This window comes from Solwaraspora sp. WMMD406, assembly GCF_029626025.1.
Lineage (GTDB): Bacteria > Actinomycetota > Actinomycetes > Mycobacteriales > Micromonosporaceae > Micromonospora_E.
Map to the genome: position 1 here is coordinate 2,666,367 of NZ_JARUBF010000001.1, position 15,842 is coordinate 2,682,208.

Consider the following 15,842-nt stretch of genomic DNA (forward strand, 5'->3'; position numbering starts at 1 on the left):
CGTGTCCCGGCCCGCTCCCGCCCGCGACAATAGGCGGGTGCCCGGATACCGCCGCCAGCTCTACCGCGACGACGCGGTGGTGCTGCGCGTACAGAAGCTGGGCGAATCCGACCGGATCATCACCCTGCTCACCCGCCGGCACGGCCGACTGCGCGCGGTCGCCCGAGGGGTACGGCGGACCACGTCCCGCTTCGGCGCCCGGCTGGAGCCGTTCGGCCACGTCGATCTGCAGCTCGCCGGCAACCCGGACGGTCCGGGTAGCTCGCTGCACACCGTCAGCCAGGTCGAAGGGCTGCAGCTGTACGGCAAGCGGTTCCTGGGCGACTACCCCCGCTACACCGCCGCCAGCGCGATCGCCGAGACCGCCGAACGGCTCACCCCGGTGGAACGGGAGCCGTCGCTGCGGCTGTTCCAGCTCACCCTCGGCGCGGTGCGGGCGCTCGCCGACGGCACCCACGCCCCGACGCTGGTCCTCGACGCCTACCTGCTGCGCGGCATGGCCCTGGCCGGGTGGGCGCCCGCGCTGGTCGAGTGCGCCGTCTGCGGAACCCGGGGGCGGCACCGGGCGTTCTCCGTACCGGCGGGGGGGTGTGTCTGCCCGGACTGCCGACCACCCGGCGCGGCCCATCCGGCACCCGCCACCATCGACCTGATGGCGGCGCTGACCACCGGCGACTGGCGGGTGGCCGACACGTCCGAGCCAGCGAGCCGCCGGGAGTGCAGCGGGCTGGTGGCGGCGCACCTGCAGTGGCATCTGGAACGCGCGCTACGCTCGCTGCCGCTGGTCGACCGTTCGGCAGGAGACTGATCTTGACAATCCTCCCCGCCCTAAAGGACGGGGATTCCCTGGGTCGCCCCAGGGGGTTCCTGCTTCACCGACGACCGCCCCGTCCGAGAGGAGGACTCCCGGTGAGGTCTTACACCGCCTCCACAGGCAATCACGGAGAGCCCCTCCGCGAGAAGGTTGCGGGCCGCGTTCACGTCCCGGTCATGGGCCTGCCCGCACCGGCAGGTCCACGACCGGACCGCCAACGGCATCCGCTCGGCCAAAGCACCGCAGGCCGAGCACCGTCGGGTCGACGGGAACCAGCGGTCCACGACCACCAGGTCCCGGCCGTACCAGTCCGCCTTGTACTCCAGCATCGTCCGGAACTGCCGCCAGCCCGCGTCCGAGATGGCGCGGGCCAGACTGTGGTTGGCCATCATGTTGCGGACGGTCAGGTCCTCGATCACGATCGTTTGGGTGTCACGAACGAGCCGAGTGGTCAGCTTGTGCGGGTGGTCGCGGCGGCGGTCGGCGATCCGGGCATGAATCCGGGCCACCGCCAGCCGGGCTTTGGCCCGGTTCGCCGAGCCCTTGGCCTTGCGGGCGAGGTTGCGTTGGGCGCGGGTCAGCCGCTGGTGGTCGCGGCGTTCGTGCCTCGGGTTGGCGATCTTCTCCCCGGTGGACAGGGTGAACAGGCTGTCGAGGCCGGCGTCGACCCCCACCACAGCGGTGGAGGCCGGGGCCGGCGCGATCCGGCCGTCGCAGAGCAGGGACAGGAACCAGCGGCCCGCCGGGTCCTGCGACACGGTCACCGTCGACGGCGACACGCCCTCCGGCAGGGGCCGGGACCAGACGATGTCCAACGGTGCGGCCATTTTCGCCAGGGTGAGGCGGCCGTCACGCCACCGGAACGCGCTGGCGGTGTACTCCGCCGACCGCCGCGACCTTTTCCTCGACTTGAACGAAGGGTACCGGGCGCATTTCGCCCAGAAGTTGGTGAACGCGGTCTGCAGATGCCGCAGCGCCTGCTGCAGAGGGACGCAGGAGACGTCGTTGAGGAACGCCAACTCGTCGGTCTTCTTCCACCCGGTCAGCATCGCCGACGTCGCGTTGTAGGTGATCCGTTCCTGGCGTTGCGTCCACGCCTGGGTGCGGGCGGCCAGGGCCTTGTTGTAGACCAGCCGGACACAGCCGAACGTCCGGGCGAGCTCGGCCGCCTGCCCGGGGGTCGGGTAGAAGCGGTACTTGAACGCACGCTTCACGGTCCTGGACACAGTCCACAGTCTAACGATCCAGTCGGGAGCCGTGGGGTTGCGTGTGGGGTGGACGCCGATCCGCCTTGGCGGCGGATCGACTTGCCCTGTCCTGCTCCGCAGGGGTTCCGTTTCCTCCCCGGCCGCAACGCCGGAGTATCCACGGAAGGAATCCGATGACCAAGGGCCGAGGCTCGCGTCCGCCGGTGGCACCGACTCCGCACCCGTCCGGTGCCCGGCCGCCGGAGTTGCCGAAGCAGGCGCTGCCCGACCACGTGGCGATCGTGATGGACGGCAACGGCCGGTGGGCGAAGGAGCGGGGTCTGCCTCGGACCAAAGGTCACGAACATGGGGAGTTCTCGCTGTTCGACACCGTCGAAGGCGCGATCGAGCTGGGCATCCCGTACCTGTCGGCGTACGCCTTCTCGACGGAGAACTGGCGGCGCTCGCCGGACGAGGTCCGGTTCCTGATGGGCTTCAACCGCGACGTGATCCGCCGCCGCCGCGACCAGCTGGTCGACCTCGGCGTACGGGTGGTGTGGTCCGGCCGGGCCGGCAGACTGTGGAAGAGCGTGATCTCCGAGCTGCAGACCGCCGAGGAGATGTCCCGGCACAACAGCACGCTCACCCTGCAGTTCTGCGTCAACTACGGCGGCCAGGCGGAGATCGCCGACGCGGCGGCGGCGATCGCCCGCGACGTCGCGGCCGGCAAGGTCGACCCGGCCCGGGTCAACGAGAAGATGCTGGCCCGCTACCTCTACCACCCGGAGGTGCCGGAGGTGGACTTGTTCCTGCGGCCGTCGGGGGAGCAGCGGACGTCGAACTTCATGCTCTGGCAGTCGGCCTACGCCGAGCTGGTCTTCCTGGACACGCTCTGGCCCGATTTCGACCGCCGGCACCTGTGGTACGCCTGCGAGCTGTACGCGCAGCGGGACCGCCGGTTCGGTGGGGCGCTGCCCAACCCGGTCGCGCCGACGACAGCCTGACCGGGCGCGGGTGCGGGTGCGCTGGATGCTCGACAGCCTGATCGCGCGGGCCCGTCGGCTCGCCCAGACCGTCGGCCGGACTGACGGCCGGACTGACGGCCGGACTGACGGCCGGACGCTTCTTGGTATCGCCGGCTGCCCGGCGGCGGGCAAGTCCACCCTGGCCGCGACGCTTGTCGACGAGCTGCGTCGGCTCGGCGAGCCGGCGACGCTGGTGCCGATGGACGGGTTCCACCTGTCCGACGCCGCGCTGGACCGGCTCGGCCGGCGGGACCGCAAGGGCGCCATCGACACCTTCGACGGCGAAGGTTACCTGGCCCTGCTCCGCCGGATCCGCGTCGACCGGCAGCGGACCATCTGGGCACCGGGATTCGAACGCGATCTGGAGCAGCCGATCGCCGGCACCATCCCGGTCGAGCCGGCGGCCCGGCTGGTCGTCACCGAAGGCAACTATCTGCTCGCTTCGGACGATCCGTGGCCGTTGGTCCGCGCCGAGCTGGCCGAGGTGTGGTACTGCCAGCTCGACGACGCCGTACGCCGTGAGCGGCTGGTGCGCCGGCACGTCGAGTTCGGCAAGACCGAGGACGAGGCGCGACGGTGGGTGTCGGCGGTGGACGATCCCAACGCCCGGCTGATCGAAGCCGGTCGGGACCGGGCCGACCTGATCGTGGACATGGGTAATTGGGGTGCGCCAGGGGAACGCACCGGTTAGCGTGACAGTCATGCGCTACTGACGCCCTCTCGCAGTACCGCGGCCGCTCGGCGGTCGCCGTCGATCCGAGCCGTACGCGTATCCGCCGGCCGGGTCGGCTCTGCGGGCGTCACGGCGTACCGGTTGTCCGACCCTCGTGTCGGCACCGCCCCGACACCGCCTCGACCGTGGGCCGTTGTCGATGCCTTCGGCGCCCGCCTGCCGCATTCCATTCGTCACCGCTGCGGTTGTCCGTGGCGGTTGCGCAGCCAGGAGGTTCTCAGATGGCGGAACGACCAGAACGAGACATGACGACGCCCGGGTTCACCGTGCCCGATCTTGCCCGGGGTGCACTCGACTCGGGTGAGCTCGCCCTGCCCGAGGTGGAGCTGCCGGCCGAGGTACGGCGTCCGGCCCGCCCCGTTGTGCCGGGTACCGGCCCTCAGCCGAAGGGTGCCCGGTCCGGCCGTGTGGCCGGTCGCGGTCAGCGGACCGGCACAGGCCGCAACTACCAGTTCCGGCGCAGCTGAACACCGGTCCGCGCTGGTCGACAGGGAGGTGAACACTGACTCACCGCCTTCCGATCCCGTGATCTTGCTGCTAGTTTTTTGCCAGTCAATGGCAACAGCAATATCTGGGCGGTTGGGGGTGGGTCGGTGGCAGCCACCCTGCTGGCGACGGGAGCGGATCCGCTCGGCGTCGCCGCGCAGCGCCGCCGGACCGCCACCTGGCTGGTCGCGCTGACCCTGGGGCTGCTGGCGACCACGGTGGCAGCGGTCGGCTCCGGCGCCATCGGGATCGCCCCCACCACCGTCGCCAAAATCATCGGACATCAGCTCGTCGGGCTCCCCGCCGAAGTGACCTGGAGCCTCCCGGAACAGTCCATCGTCTGGCAGGTACGGCTGCCCCGGGTGCTGCTCGGCGTACTCGTCGGTGCCGGGCTGGCCGTGTGCGGCGTGGCGTTGCAGGCCATGGTCCGCAACGTGCTCGCCGACCCGTACCTGCTGGGCATCAACTCCGGAGCCTCCAGCGGCGCGGCGGCGGCCATCCTGTTCGGAGCCGGCGCCGGCTTCGGCCAGTACGCCCTGTCCACCAGCGCCTTCCTCGGCGCGCTCGCCGCGTCGTTGCTGGTCTTCCTGATCGCCCGCAGCGGCGGCCGGATCACCTCGATCCGGCTACTGCTGTCCGGCGTCGCCGTCGGCTACGCCCTGTACGCCACCACCAGCTTCCTGATCTTCGCCTCCGGGTCGGCTGAAGGCGCCCGGTCGGTGATGTTCTGGCTGCTCGGGTCGCTGGGGCTGGCCCGCTGGGACGCGCTGCTGGCGGTGGCCGCCGTCGTGCTGGTCGGGATGACCGGCTACCTGACGATCGTCGGTCGGCGACTGGACGTGCTCGCCATCGGCGACGAGACCGCGCAGACCCTCGGCGTTTCGCCCGACCGGTTCCGGCTGCGCCTGCTGGTGCTCGTCTCGCTCAGCGTCGGCGTGCTGGTCTCCGCCGCCGGCAGCATCGGCTTCGTCGGCCTCGTCGTGCCCCACCTGGCCCGGCGGATCGTCGGCGCCCCGCACGTACGGGTGGTGCCGGTCGCCGCGCTGCTCGGCGCGATCCTGCTGGTCTGGGCCGACGTGCTCGCCCGGGTCCTGCTGGCCCCGCAGGAGATCCCGATCGGCATCATCACCGCCCTGCTCGGCGCGCCGTTCCTGCTCGTACTCATCCGACGCCTGCACGCCACCACCGCCTGACCACCCGCGCGAACGTCCGAGGAGTAACGATGACGACCACCCGTACCGCCGCCCTCGCGGTGGCGGCCGCGACCGCCCTGCTCGTCGCCGGCTGCGGCGGTGCCAGCGCCGGCGGCGACAGCGCGACGACGGCCGCCGACGAGGGCTACCCGGTCACCGTCACCAACTGCGGCGTCGACGTCACCTTCGACGCCGCGCCGGAGCGGGTCGTGCTGCTCAAGAGCGCGGCCGTGCCGTACCTGCACGCGCTCGGCGTGCTGGACCGGGTGACCGCCCGCGCCGGGCAGTACCCGGCGGAGTATTACGACGAGGCGACCCTCGCCGAGCTGGACCGGATCCCGCTGCTGACCGACAAGACCGACACCAGCGGCCACCTGCAGATCTCCAAGGAAGTGGTGATCAGCCAACAGCCCGACCTGGTGCTCGGCGAGGTGGACAACCTGTCCCGGGACACCCTGTCTGCGGTGGACATCCCGCTGCTGGAGGAGCCGGCGATGTGCCCCGGCACCACTGCGGTGCCGAGCTTCGACGACATCTACGCGCAGATGCGGACGTACGGCGAGGTGTTCGGCCGGCCGGACGAGGCCGAGGCGGCGGTCGCCGCGCTGGAAGAGCGGATGGCCCAGGTCGAGCAGCAGGCCGGCGTGGCGTCCGGGCGGACGGCGGCGGTGCTGTACCCGACCGTCGGCGGCGGCGTCACCTACGCGTACGGCACCGCCAGCATGGCGCACCCGCAGCTGGAGGCGGCCGGGTTCCGCAATGTCTTCGACGACGTACCGGAACGGGTCTTCGAAGTCACCGTGGAGGAACTCCTCGGCCGCGACCCCGACGTGCTGATCCTGCTCTACAGCGACGGCGACCCGGCGGCGGTGGAACAGGGCCTGACCGGTCTGCCCGGGGCGGAGAACCTGACCGCCGTACGCAACGGCGACGTGATGACCCAGCTGTTCAACTTCACCGAGCCGCCGACCCCACTGTCCATCGACGGGCTGGAGCGCATCGCGCAGCGCTTCGGGGCCACGTCGTGATCGCCGCGACCGGGGTCTCCTGGCGCTACGGCGCCAACCCGGTCATCGACGGGGTCAGCGTGACCGCCCGGCCCGGTCGGGTCCTCGGGCTGATCGGCCCGAACGGCAGCGGCAAGACGACCTTGCTCCGGCTGCTCTACGGTGCGCTACGCGGCCGGACCGGTCAGGTCGTCGTGGACGGCGACGACCTGACCGGCCTGCCGGCGCGGGAGACCGCGCGACGGCTGGCCGTGGTGGTGCAGGAGGCCGGCGGCGACAACGCGTTGACTGTGGCGGAACTGGTGCTGCTCGGGCGCGGACCGCACCTGTCGACGTTCCAGCGCACCGGCCGGGCCGACCACGACATCGCAGCCCGCTGCCTGGCCCGAGTCGGTGCCGCTCACCTGGGCGCGCGCAGCTTCGCCAGCCTGTCCGGCGGCGAACGTCAGCGGGTCCTGATCGCCCGCGCGCTGGCCCAGCAGGCCACCCACCTGCTGCTCGACGAGCCCACCAACCACCTGGACATCCGCTACCAGCACGAGATCCTCCGGCTGGTCCGCGATCTCGGCACCTGCTCGATCGTCGTGCTGCACGACCTCAACCTCGCCGCCCGCTACTGCGACGACCTGGTGCTGCTCGGCCAGGGCGGGGTGGTCGCCGCCGGCAGCGTCGACGACGTGCTGCGACCGCCGGTCCTCGAACCCGTCTACGGCATCGGCATCCGGCGGGTGGAGCTCGACGGCACCATCCACCTGTTGTTCCACCCGATCGATCAACCCGCCGAGGAAAGGATCGCAGCATGACGGACGTGCAGGAGCGCATCAACGACTACTGGACCGGGCGGGCACCCGGCTACGACGCTTATGTGCAGCGTCCGGAGCGGTTCGCCGCCGACCAGCAGGCCTGGTCACAGGTCTGGGCGGCGGCACTGCCGCCGGCACCGCTGGACGTGCTCGACGTCGGCACCGGCACCGGGCAGGCGGCGATGGTGCTGGCCGGCCTCGGCCATCGGGTCATCGGCATCGACCTGTCCGAGGGGATGCTGGAGCGGGCCCGGCACCACGCCGCCGCCATGCCCGACGGCCCGGTCATCCAGTACGGCGACGCCGTGTCCCCGGACTTCCCGGCGGCCAGCTTCGACGCGGTGACCAGCCGCTACCTGATGTGGACGCTGCGGGAGCCGCAGGTCGCCGTGGCCAACTGGGTACGCCTGCTGCGCCCTGGCGGCATCGTCGCCGTGGTCGACAGCACCTGGTTTCCCGACGGGCTGGACAACGCCTCGGAGAACTTCGCCGACCACTACGACGACGCGGTGCGGTCGGCGCTGCCGCTGGCCACCGCGAAGTCCATCGAACAGACCGTGGTGGTGCTGCAGGGGGCCGGACTGCGCGATGTCACGGCCGTACCGCTCACCTCGATCTACGAACTCGATCAACGGTTCGGCGTGGCACCCGACCACGAGCTCAAACTGCAGTACATCGTCACCGGCCGGCGCTGACCGTAGCCACCCCGCCCGGGACCCTATGTCTTTTTCGCGGTGATCCCCTACGGGGATCATGATCCCGCAACGGGATCGGGCCGGATCGGAGTATCGGTCGGCGGGGCGGTCAGTGGTCAGGGTAGTGAAAACGCCTCCGGCGCTGGCCACCGGATGTGACCAGCGCCGGAGGCTGGATAGGCAGGTGTGCGATCAGTGCTTGTCGGCGCAGCAGGGGGTCGGGTCAGGCAACTCGAACGGGGCGATCCGGCCGGCTCCGACCGGCGCGGCGATCAACGTCAGCACGCCGTTGATCCACACCGGTCGGACGAAGTCCCGGGTCAGCAGCCGGGTGTCCTCGTCCGGCTGCGCGCCGCCGAGCAGGGTGACCTGCTCGATCGCGCTGCGCTCCAGCAACTCGGCGACACTCAGCTCGCCGACCAACGACTCGACGCCGGGGTAGAGCACCGCCCGACCCGAGCGACGCTCCCGGTGCTCGGCCGCGGCCACCTCCGCCGCCGAGGCGAACTCGGCGGCGGAAGCGGCTAGGTTGTCGGGCAACCCGTCCGGGGCGGCCAGGCTGACCGCCACGTGTGGGCGCGGCGTCCGGACCAGATGGGTGCAGGCGACGAGCCCGGGTACGCCCGCCGGCCGGACCACCTCGTGCAGCCAGTGTTCGGCGGTGCGGTCGTCGGCGTGCCCGAAGCTCACTCCAGTGACGATCATGGCGGCGGCGGTCAGGACGGCAGAACCCAGATCGGGTTGCCGTAGAACCACAGGTCCAGCCACGGGTCGGCGTCGCCCATCACATCCATCGCCGGGCCGTACGGGTCGACCGCCGCACCCATCAGGCCGGGCGCGCCGCGGTTGCCGTCGGTACCCCGGACCCGCACGTACATCGGCCGGTCCACCCGACCCAGCGGGTAGCTGAACGACACCCGCTTGCGACCCGGCTGCACCTCGAACGACGCGGCGACCCGGGTGTTCTGGGCGGTGAAGGTGTCTCCGTCGGCGACCGGGCCGGTCACGTCGCCCACGATCAGGTCCACCCGGGCCAGCTGCGGCAGGAACTGCGCCCAGTTGGGGGTGGTGGCCAGGTCGATGTCGAGGGTCACCACGACCGACGTACCACTCTTGACCTTCAACGTCCCGCCCAGCGTGGCCCCGGTACCCGGCCGCTGGTCGTTGAGCCGGCGGACCCGCATGTCCAGGCCCCGGATCAGACCGCCGTGGTCCACCCAGACCCGGCCGGCCCGGATCGCGTCCATCACCGCGCGGTAGCCGAACGCCTGCGCGCCGACGTGGGTCCGGCTGTACTGGCCCGGCCAGAAGTCACCGGCGGTGGTGATCAGCGGCCCGTACACCGGGTCGTTGTACTTGCCGTTGGCGTTGAAGTCGCTGTTCGGCCCGCGCATCGACGTACCCAGGTAGTTGATGTGCGAGTCGGAGTTGGCGCTGATCCACCACGGCTTGCCCTCGGCGAGCAGGCTGTCCCACAGCCCGCCCACGGTGGCGGTCATCCAGTCGAAGCCACCCCAGGTGCGGTAGCTCTCCAGCGGGTAGCCGGGGAACGATGCCGCCGAGGGGCTGCCCTCGTAGTAGCCGCGACCTCGGCCGGGGCCGTTCGGCGCGGGCAGGCTGGACGCCTGGTGCCCGGGTGCGCCTTCCATACCGACCGCCACGGTCGGGTCGGCGTCGCGCCAGGCGCGGATTTCGTGCGGCGAGTCGACGCCGCGCCGGGCCGGGTGGTTGGCCAGGAACAGCGCACCGCCGATACGGCGCCGGCGGACCTCCTCGCCGAGGAACTTGATGCCGGCGACGGCGAGCGCCTCGTTTTCCGGGCTCGGGCCGCTGGTTCCGGTCACCGAGCCGTCGTAGTCGGTCTCGAACTGCTTGAGTACGGCGACCTCGTTCGGTCCCGGCTGGACGAAGACGGTGCCGTGCTCCGCCGACGGGATGTTCCACTCCAGACCCTGGTAGATCAGCAGGTCCTTGATCTCCTGGCGGGTGGCGACGATGTCCGGGTTGACCTTTTCCACCCCGATCCGGGAGTGGGTGACGTTGCCGTGGTCGGTGATGACGATCCAGTCCAGGCCGTACGCGCGGGCGTGCTTGGCCTGGTCGACCACCCGGTACATGGCGTCGGAGCTGTACTGGGTGTGGATGTGGTGGTCGCCGGCCAGCCAGACGAACTCGCCGTCGTTGGCCTGGCCGCCGCCGGTGCCGGTGTCGGCGTGGTCGTCGGCCGGGGCCGCGTGCGCGGCGTGCCCGCCGGCTAGCACCGACGCGGCTGCGCCGGCACCGAGCAGACCGGCGCCGCGCAGGAAGGTACGCCGCGACGCCTCGGTCGGCGACAGTTCGGCGTCCGGCACCGACATGTCGAGCGCAGCCGGTACGTCGGCCCCGGCCACCGCGTGGTCATGGTCGTGATGGTGGTGGTGATGTCCCATCCCTGTTCCGCCTCCCAGATCAACTTTGTCGCGGTCAATCTCGTGGAGATCGGGAAACAACAGGCGACGTGCTGCCGTCGGGACGGCACACTCGACGTGAAAGCGTAGCCATGTGTGCATCTGTGACACCTAGCGTGACCTGCTGATCTTCTCTTCGAGCGGTGCACGGGCCAGAGCCGCGCGCCGGTGACGCCGAGTCAGCCGAGCACCGGGCGGAAGACGCCGGCCGCGACGCTCACCGCCAGCGACAGCGCAGCGGCCGCCGTGGCACCGGCGACCAACGCGGCGTCGGCCACCCCGAACCGCTGCCGCCGGGCGCTGCTGCGTCGGGCGTCGGAGTCGAACCCGCGCGCGTCCATCGCAGTGGCCAGCCGAGTGCCCCGCCGGATCGCCAGCACCAGCAGTCCGAAGCCGGTCGCCGCGAACAACCGGAGTCGTCGTACCGGATTGCGACCCGCGTCCACCCCTCGGGCCCGGCGGGCCATCGCCAGCAGCTGCCACTCGGCGGCCAGCATCGGCACCAGCCGGAACGCGGCGAGTGCTCCGATCGCGAACCGAGGCGGGGCCTTGACGTTCTGGATCAACGCGTCGGCCAGGTCGGTCGGGTCGGTGGTGGCGAAGACCAGCACCCCAGGCAGCGCCACCGCCAACAGCCGCAACGCCAGCCCCAGCGCGGTGACCAGGACACCGCTGGTCACCACCAGCGGGCCGGCGGCCAGCAGCACCGTCCCGGTGCGTTCGGCGGCGAACAGCACCAGGGTGACCAGCACCCCGGCGGCGCTGAGCAGCAGCGGCGCCGTCCGGCGCAGCAGCGTGCGGTAGCCCAGTCCGAACAGCGGCACGACGGCGAGTTCGACCGCGATCGCGACGGCCGGTGCCACCGGGTCCAGGGTGGCCAGCAGCAGCACCGAGAAGATCAACGCGGCGGCGAGCTTCGCCACCGGGTTGCGGCGGGCCAGCGGCGCGGCTGCGACGGCGTCGTCGTCGGTCTGCGCGCCGACCGGCTCGCCGGCCAGACCGCCGACGGAGCCGACCGCGTCGTCGTCGGCCTGCCCGCTGGCTTGCTCGCTGGCTGGCCGGCCGGCCGAGTCGACCGCGTCGCCGGTCACAGGGTCAACCGCCGGTCGGCGATGGCGTCGACGAAGTCGACGTCGTGCGTCACCGCCACCACGCCGTGCCCGTCGTCACGCAACCCGGCGAGCAGACCGACCAGCTCGATCCAGGTCCGCCGGTCCTGGCCGAACGTCGGCTCGTCCAGCACCAGCAGGCGTGGCGCGGTGGCCAGGGCCGTCGCCACGCTGAGGCGCCGCGCCTCACCACCAGACAGGGTGTACGGGTTGGCCCGCGCCAACCGGTCCAGCCGCAACCGCCCGAGCAGGTCGTCGACCACCCGCCTGACCGCCGGCTCCGGCATGCCGCAGCGACGGGGACCGAGCGCCAACTCGTCGGCGACGGTGGCGGTGACGAACTGATGCTCCGGGTTCTGGAACACGGTGCCGATCCGCCGGACCAGCTCCGGCGCCCGCCATCGGTGCGGCACCGCCCCGACCCGTCCACCGGTCAGCGCGGAGGTGGCCCGCACCGTACCGGTGCCGGGCGCGACCAGCCCGCCGAGCAGCAACGCCAGGGTCGTCTTGCCGGCGCCGTTGGGGCCGAGCACTGCCACCGCCTCACCGGCGTTGATCGGGATCTCGTCGGGCAGCGCGGCCAGCCGGGGCGTCAGCCCGACCCGGTCGGCGTGCAGCAGCGTCGGTCCCGCCGCGCCGGTGCGGTGGCGCACCGGCAGCGGCTGGTCCGGCACCCAGACGCCCTCGGCGGCCAGCTGCTCGCCGTACCGATCGAAGACCTGCTGGGGCGGGCCGTCGGCCCGCACCCCGCCGCCGGGGGAGAGCACCACCACCCGGTCGACCAGCGGCAGTGCCTGCGCCACCCGGTGTTCGACGACGACCATCGTGGTCTGCCGGTCGTGGTCGAGGATCCCGTCACGGGTCCCGTCGAGGGCCCCCCTGAGGGCCGTGCGGACCAGCGTGGCACCGGCCGGGTCGAGGTTGGCGGTCGGTTCGTCGAGCAGCAGCAGGTCCGGTCGCAGCGCGAGCACCCCGGCCAGGGCCAGCCGCTGCTGTTCGCCGCCGGACAGCGCGGCGGTCGACCGTCGCCGGTCGTACCGGAAGCCGACCCGGGCCAGCGCAGCGTCCACCCGGGGCCAGATCTCGTCGGTCGGCACCCCCCAGTTTTCCAGCCCGAACGCCACGTCGTCGCCGCTGCGCGCCATCACCAGCTGGGTCTGCGGATCCTGGAAGACGATGCCGACTCGTTCCCTGGCCTTGCGCGGATCGAGCCCGTCGATCGTGATCGTGCCGGCCTGCTCACCGGAGTCGTCCGGTAGCAGGCCGGCCATCGCCGCCAGCAAGGTGCTCTTGCCGGCACCGGACGGACCCAGCAGCAGCACCCGTTCGCCGGCGTCGATCCGCAGGTCGACGTCGCGGACCGCCCAGGCGCGGCGGCCGGCGTGCCGCCAACCGAATCCGCGCAGCTGAAGCCGGCTCACGACCGGGACGGCTTCAGTCGGCTCACGACGGCGACGGCTTCAACCGGCTCATACCTCAGCGCGGTCCCGGCCGGCGGGGAACCGGTCGAGGACCCCGGTGCGGGCCAGGGCCCGGGTCAGCGCCAGGCTGCCGGCTCCGGCCAGCACGACGGCGCTGACCACGGTGACGATGAAGATCGGAATCCGGAAGGAGACCAGGTCGTACGGGGCGTAATAGCGCACCTGGTCGAAGATCGCCGCCCCGAGCCCGGCGGCGGCAGCGGCGGCCAGCGCCACCGGCAGCCGGAACGAGCGGTACGCCACTGCCAGGAACACCAGCTCGGCACCGATGCCCTGCGCCAGTCCCTGGACGATCACCACGGCACCCCACTGGCTGCCCAGCGCCGCCGAGACCAGTGCGGCGACCAGCTCGCAGAAGAGCGCGGCCCCGGGTTTGCGGATCACCAGCGCGCCGAGGACGGCCGGCACCAGCCACACGCCGTACAGCACCGCCTGGGCGGGTGGGAAGAAGGTGAACGCGGCCTCGGTGGCGGCCCAGATCAGCCCCCAGAGCCAGAAGATCACCCCGAAAGCGACCGCGATCACCGAGGCGACCACGATGTCGACGGTCCGCCAGCGGCGGTTGGCACCGGGGTTGCCGGTCGAGCCCGGGGTCGCGGACGGATCGATGGACGAATACGTCATCTGTGTCTCCAACTCCCTGCGCTGGCATTACCCAGATCAGGTTCGAGGGTCTGCGGATTTCCGCACTCTCAGCGCTGTACGCGCTCCCCTGTCGGACATGAGGTTGTCTCGTTGACGCTAGCACCGGCCACCGGTGCGCGACAGTGGTCGAGGTTCAGGTATGGCGGTCGACACCCCATGGCGGGTTATCGTGAACTGCCCACCTCATCCACCAGCGAAGGGTGCCAGCCTGTCGTGACCGCCGCCGACCGCACCACCACGCGTCCGGCCGGGCCGGGTACGGAGATCGACTGGAGCACACCGGCCGACGGCGAGCCGTCGCTACCAGCCGGACCTGCCGGTCCGCCCGACCCACCGCGTCCGCCTCGGCGGCGGCTGTTCGGCGACCGGGTCGGCTCGGTCGAAGTGCTCGCCTTCCTGCTCATCGGATTGGTGATCTTCCGGGACCCGCTGGCCAACCTGATCTCCGATCCCCGGTTGCAGACCTGGACCACCGTGTTCGTCTCGGTGATGGTCCAGGCCATGCCGTTCCTCGTCTTCGGGGTCGTGCTCTCCGCCGTCATCGCCGTCTTCGTACCCCGGTCGTTCTGGGCCAAGGCGCTGCCGGAACATCCGGCGTTGGCGGTGCCGGTCGCCAGCGCCGCCGGCGTGGTGCTGCCCGGCTGCGAATGCGGCTCGGTGCCGATCGCCGGGTCGTTGATTCGGCGCGGGGTGGCGCCGGCCGCCGCCCTGGCGTTCCTGCTAGCCGCACCGGCGATCAACCCGATCGTGCTGGTCGCCACGGCGGTCGCCTTCCCCAACAACCCGGAGATGGTGCTGGGCCGGGGAGTCGCCAGCCTCGCCGTGGCGATGATCATGGGGTGGATGTGGCTGCGGCTCGGCCGGACCGACTGGATCCGACTGCCGCACCGGCCCGATCTCGACGACCTGTCCCGGGCCCGGGCGTTCTGGGCGGCCGTCCGGCACGACATCATGCACGCTGGCGGATTCCTGGTGATCGGGGCGATGGCCGCCGCAAGCATCAACGTGCTGGTGCCGGAGCGCTGGTTGCAGACCCTGGCCGACAATCCGGTGCTGTCGATCCTGGCTCTCGCCGTGCTCGCCGTACTGCTGTCGATCTGCTCGGAGGCGGACGCGTTCGTGGCGGCGTCGCTGTCGCAGTTCTCGCTGACCTCCCGGTTGGTGTTCCTGGTGGTCGGACCGATGGTCGACCTCAAACTGATCTCGATGCAGGCCGGTACGTTCGGACGCCGGTTCGCGGCCCGGTTCGCTCCGGCGACCTTTGTGATCGCCATCGTGGTGGCGGTAGCGGTGGGGACGGTGCTATGGTGAACAAGCAGGCGCAAGGCGTCGTGTTGCTGTTGCTCGGTGGTGCGGTGGTCAAGGCCAGCGTCACCGACATGTATCTGCGCTACGTCAAGGAAGGCCTCCAGCCGTTCCTGATCACCGCCGGGTTGCTGTTGATCGCGGCGGCGGTGATGACGCTCTGGCACGATCTGCGGCGTCGGTCGACGGCGGCCCCGGCCGCTGTCTCGGCGGGCCATGTCGCCGGGGCGAGCCGCCGCCATGCCGCCAAGGACGGCCATGCCGCTGGGGACGGTGACAACCACGGACACGAAGGCGGCCACGCGCATCACGAGCCCCGGGTCGGCTGGCTGCTGATCCTGCCGGTACTCGGACTGCTGCTGGTCGCACCGCCGGCGCTCGGCTCGTACGCGGCAGGCCAAGCGGGTACGGCGTTGAGCAGCCAGCAGGCGTCCTCGGACTATCCGCCGCTGCCGGACGGCGACCCGGCCGAGATCAGCGTGCTCGACTACGCCTCGCGGGCGATCTTCGACGAAGGGGAGTCGCTGCAGGGCCGCGACATCGCACTCACCGGGTTCATCACCGACGGCCCGGACGGCGAGCCGATGCTGGCCCGGATCGTGCTTTCCTGCTGCGCCGCCGACGGCCGCCCGATCAAGGTCGGTCTGGCCGGCAGCGTACCGAGCGGTCTGCCGGTGGACACCTGGGTGTCGGTGGTCGGTCGCTACTCGGAGCAGATCGGCACCGACCCGGTCAACGGCGCAAGCATTCCCTACCTGCAGGTGGAGAGCTGGCAGCAGATCGACCCGCCCCGGCAGCAGTACGAATAGCCGCCCATCGACGCCGCGACCAGGTGAAGGCTCAGCCGCGACCAGGTGAAGGCTCAGCCGCGACCAGGTGAAGGTTTCACGTTCGACGATCCAGGGCATCTTT

Annotated in this window: 16 protein-coding genes and 1 riboswitch; of the genes, 10 read left to right on the forward strand and 6 right to left on the reverse strand. The window is 71.4% G+C overall.

Annotated elements, in window-relative coordinates:
- Nucleotides 1-37: 37 nt before the first annotated feature.
- Complete coding sequence (gene recO, locus O7632_RS12165; protein WP_278114102.1) at nucleotides 38-808, forward strand: DNA repair protein RecO; 771 nt, start codon at nucleotides 38-40, stop codon at nucleotides 806-808.
- 20 nt (nucleotides 809-828) lie between these two features.
- On the opposite strand, the gene O7632_RS12170 is transcribed toward recO, so the two are convergent.
- Nucleotides 829-2,040, reverse strand: coding sequence for an RNA-guided endonuclease TnpB family protein (locus tag O7632_RS12170; protein ID WP_278114103.1), 1,212 nt, complete (start codon nucleotides 2,038-2,040; stop codon nucleotides 829-831).
- Nucleotides 2,041-2,195: 155 nt separating this feature from the next.
- On the opposite strand from O7632_RS12170, the gene O7632_RS12175 reads away from it, so the two are divergent.
- From O7632_RS12175 to O7632_RS12205, 7 genes are all read left to right on the forward strand, one after another.
- Entirely contained in the window at nucleotides 2,196-3,005 is an 810-nt protein-coding gene (locus tag O7632_RS12175) for an isoprenyl transferase (RefSeq protein WP_278114104.1), read from the forward strand.
- A gap of 25 nt (nucleotides 3,006-3,030) precedes the next feature.
- On the forward strand, nucleotides 3,031-3,717 hold the full coding sequence (locus tag O7632_RS12180) for a nucleoside/nucleotide kinase family protein (protein WP_278114106.1): 687 nt from the start codon (nucleotides 3,031-3,033) through the stop codon (nucleotides 3,715-3,717).
- A gap of 263 nt (nucleotides 3,718-3,980) precedes the next feature.
- Nucleotides 3,981-4,226, forward strand: a complete 246-nt coding sequence (locus O7632_RS12185; RefSeq protein ID WP_278114107.1) for a hypothetical protein — start codon at nucleotides 3,981-3,983, stop codon at nucleotides 4,224-4,226.
- A 126-nt stretch (nucleotides 4,227-4,352) separates the two neighbouring features.
- On the forward strand, nucleotides 4,353-5,438 hold the full coding sequence (locus O7632_RS12190; RefSeq protein ID WP_278114109.1) for an iron ABC transporter permease: 1,086 nt from the start codon (nucleotides 4,353-4,355) through the stop codon (nucleotides 5,436-5,438).
- Nucleotides 5,439-5,467: 29 nt separating this feature from the next.
- Nucleotides 5,468-6,466, forward strand: a complete 999-nt coding sequence (locus O7632_RS12195; protein ID WP_278114111.1) for an ABC transporter substrate-binding protein — start codon at nucleotides 5,468-5,470, stop codon at nucleotides 6,464-6,466.
- Entirely contained in the window at nucleotides 6,463-7,248 is a 786-nt protein-coding gene (locus tag O7632_RS12200) for an ABC transporter ATP-binding protein (protein WP_278114113.1), read from the forward strand. Before O7632_RS12195 ends, O7632_RS12200 begins: the two co-directional genes overlap by 4 nt.
- Nucleotides 7,245-7,943: a class I SAM-dependent methyltransferase gene (locus tag O7632_RS12205; protein WP_278114115.1), complete on the forward strand. Its 699-nt coding sequence runs from the start codon at nucleotides 7,245-7,247 to the stop codon at nucleotides 7,941-7,943. The genes O7632_RS12200 and O7632_RS12205 overlap by 4 nt, the downstream gene beginning before the upstream one ends.
- A gap of 192 nt (nucleotides 7,944-8,135) precedes the next feature.
- On the opposite strand, the gene O7632_RS12210 is transcribed toward O7632_RS12205, so the two are convergent.
- The 5 genes from O7632_RS12210 to O7632_RS12230 all read right to left on the reverse strand — a co-directional run bounded on the left by O7632_RS12210 (nucleotide 8,136) and on the right by O7632_RS12230 (nucleotide 13,604).
- Nucleotides 8,136-8,648 carry a hypothetical protein gene (locus O7632_RS12210; protein WP_278114116.1) on the reverse strand — a complete coding sequence of 171 codons (513 nt, stop codon included), beginning with the start codon at nucleotides 8,646-8,648 and terminating at the stop codon, nucleotides 8,136-8,138.
- Nucleotides 8,649-8,659: 11 nt separating this feature from the next.
- Nucleotides 8,660-10,372, reverse strand: a complete 1,713-nt coding sequence (locus O7632_RS12215; protein WP_278114118.1) for a PHP domain-containing protein — start codon at nucleotides 10,370-10,372, stop codon at nucleotides 8,660-8,662.
- A gap of 197 nt (nucleotides 10,373-10,569) precedes the next feature.
- Entirely contained in the window at nucleotides 10,570-11,388 is an 819-nt protein-coding gene (locus O7632_RS12220; RefSeq protein ID WP_278119993.1) for an energy-coupling factor transporter transmembrane component T, read from the reverse strand.
- A gap of 89 nt (nucleotides 11,389-11,477) precedes the next feature.
- On the reverse strand, nucleotides 11,478-12,920 hold the full coding sequence (locus tag O7632_RS12225; protein WP_278114120.1) for an ABC transporter ATP-binding protein: 1,443 nt from the start codon (nucleotides 12,918-12,920) through the stop codon (nucleotides 11,478-11,480).
- Between the two features lie 48 nt (nucleotides 12,921-12,968).
- Nucleotides 12,969-13,604 carry an ECF transporter S component gene (locus tag O7632_RS12230; RefSeq protein ID WP_278114122.1) on the reverse strand — a complete coding sequence of 212 codons (636 nt, stop codon included), beginning with the start codon at nucleotides 13,602-13,604 and terminating at the stop codon, nucleotides 12,969-12,971.
- A riboswitch (TPP riboswitch) is annotated at nucleotides 13,601-13,704 on the reverse strand. It overlaps the preceding gene by 4 nt.
- 275 nt (nucleotides 13,705-13,979) lie before the next feature.
- Between O7632_RS12230 and O7632_RS12235 the strand changes: the two genes are divergently transcribed.
- Together O7632_RS12235 and O7632_RS12240 are read left to right on the forward strand one after the other, a co-directional pair.
- Nucleotides 13,980-14,936: a permease gene (locus O7632_RS12235; RefSeq protein WP_278119994.1), complete on the forward strand. Its 957-nt coding sequence runs from the start codon at nucleotides 13,980-13,982 to the stop codon at nucleotides 14,934-14,936.
- The gene (locus tag O7632_RS12240) at nucleotides 14,933-15,739 is read left to right on the forward strand and encodes a TIGR03943 family protein (RefSeq protein WP_278114124.1); all 807 of its coding nucleotides are present in this window, start codon (nucleotides 14,933-14,935) and stop codon (nucleotides 15,737-15,739) included. The genes O7632_RS12235 and O7632_RS12240 overlap by 4 nt, the downstream gene beginning before the upstream one ends.
- Nucleotides 15,740-15,842 lie beyond the last annotated feature (103 nt).

Bases quoted from the DNA above. Each gene is read 5' to 3' on its own strand.
- O7632_RS12205 (WP_278114115.1), top strand. From the start codon at position 7,245: ATGACGGACGTGCAGGAGCGCATCAACGACTACTGGACCGGGCGGGCA.
- O7632_RS12210 (WP_278114116.1), bottom strand. From the start codon at position 8,648: ATGATCGTCACTGGAGTGAGCTTCGGGCACGCCGACGACCGCACCGCC.
- O7632_RS12185 (WP_278114107.1), top strand. From the start codon at position 3,981: ATGGCGGAACGACCAGAACGAGACATGACGACGCCCGGGTTCACCGTG.
- O7632_RS12230 (WP_278114122.1), bottom strand. From the start codon at position 13,604: ATGACGTATTCGTCCATCGATCCGTCCGCGACCCCGGGCTCGACCGGC.
- O7632_RS12180 (WP_278114106.1), top strand. From the start codon at position 3,031: ATGCTCGACAGCCTGATCGCGCGGGCCCGTCGGCTCGCCCAGACCGTC.
- O7632_RS12175 (WP_278114104.1), top strand. From the start codon at position 2,196: ATGACCAAGGGCCGAGGCTCGCGTCCGCCGGTGGCACCGACTCCGCAC.
- O7632_RS12215 (WP_278114118.1), bottom strand. From the start codon at position 10,372: ATGGGACATCACCACCACCATCACGACCATGACCACGCGGTGGCCGGG.
- O7632_RS12195 (WP_278114111.1), top strand. From the start codon at position 5,468: ATGACGACCACCCGTACCGCCGCCCTCGCGGTGGCGGCCGCGACCGCC.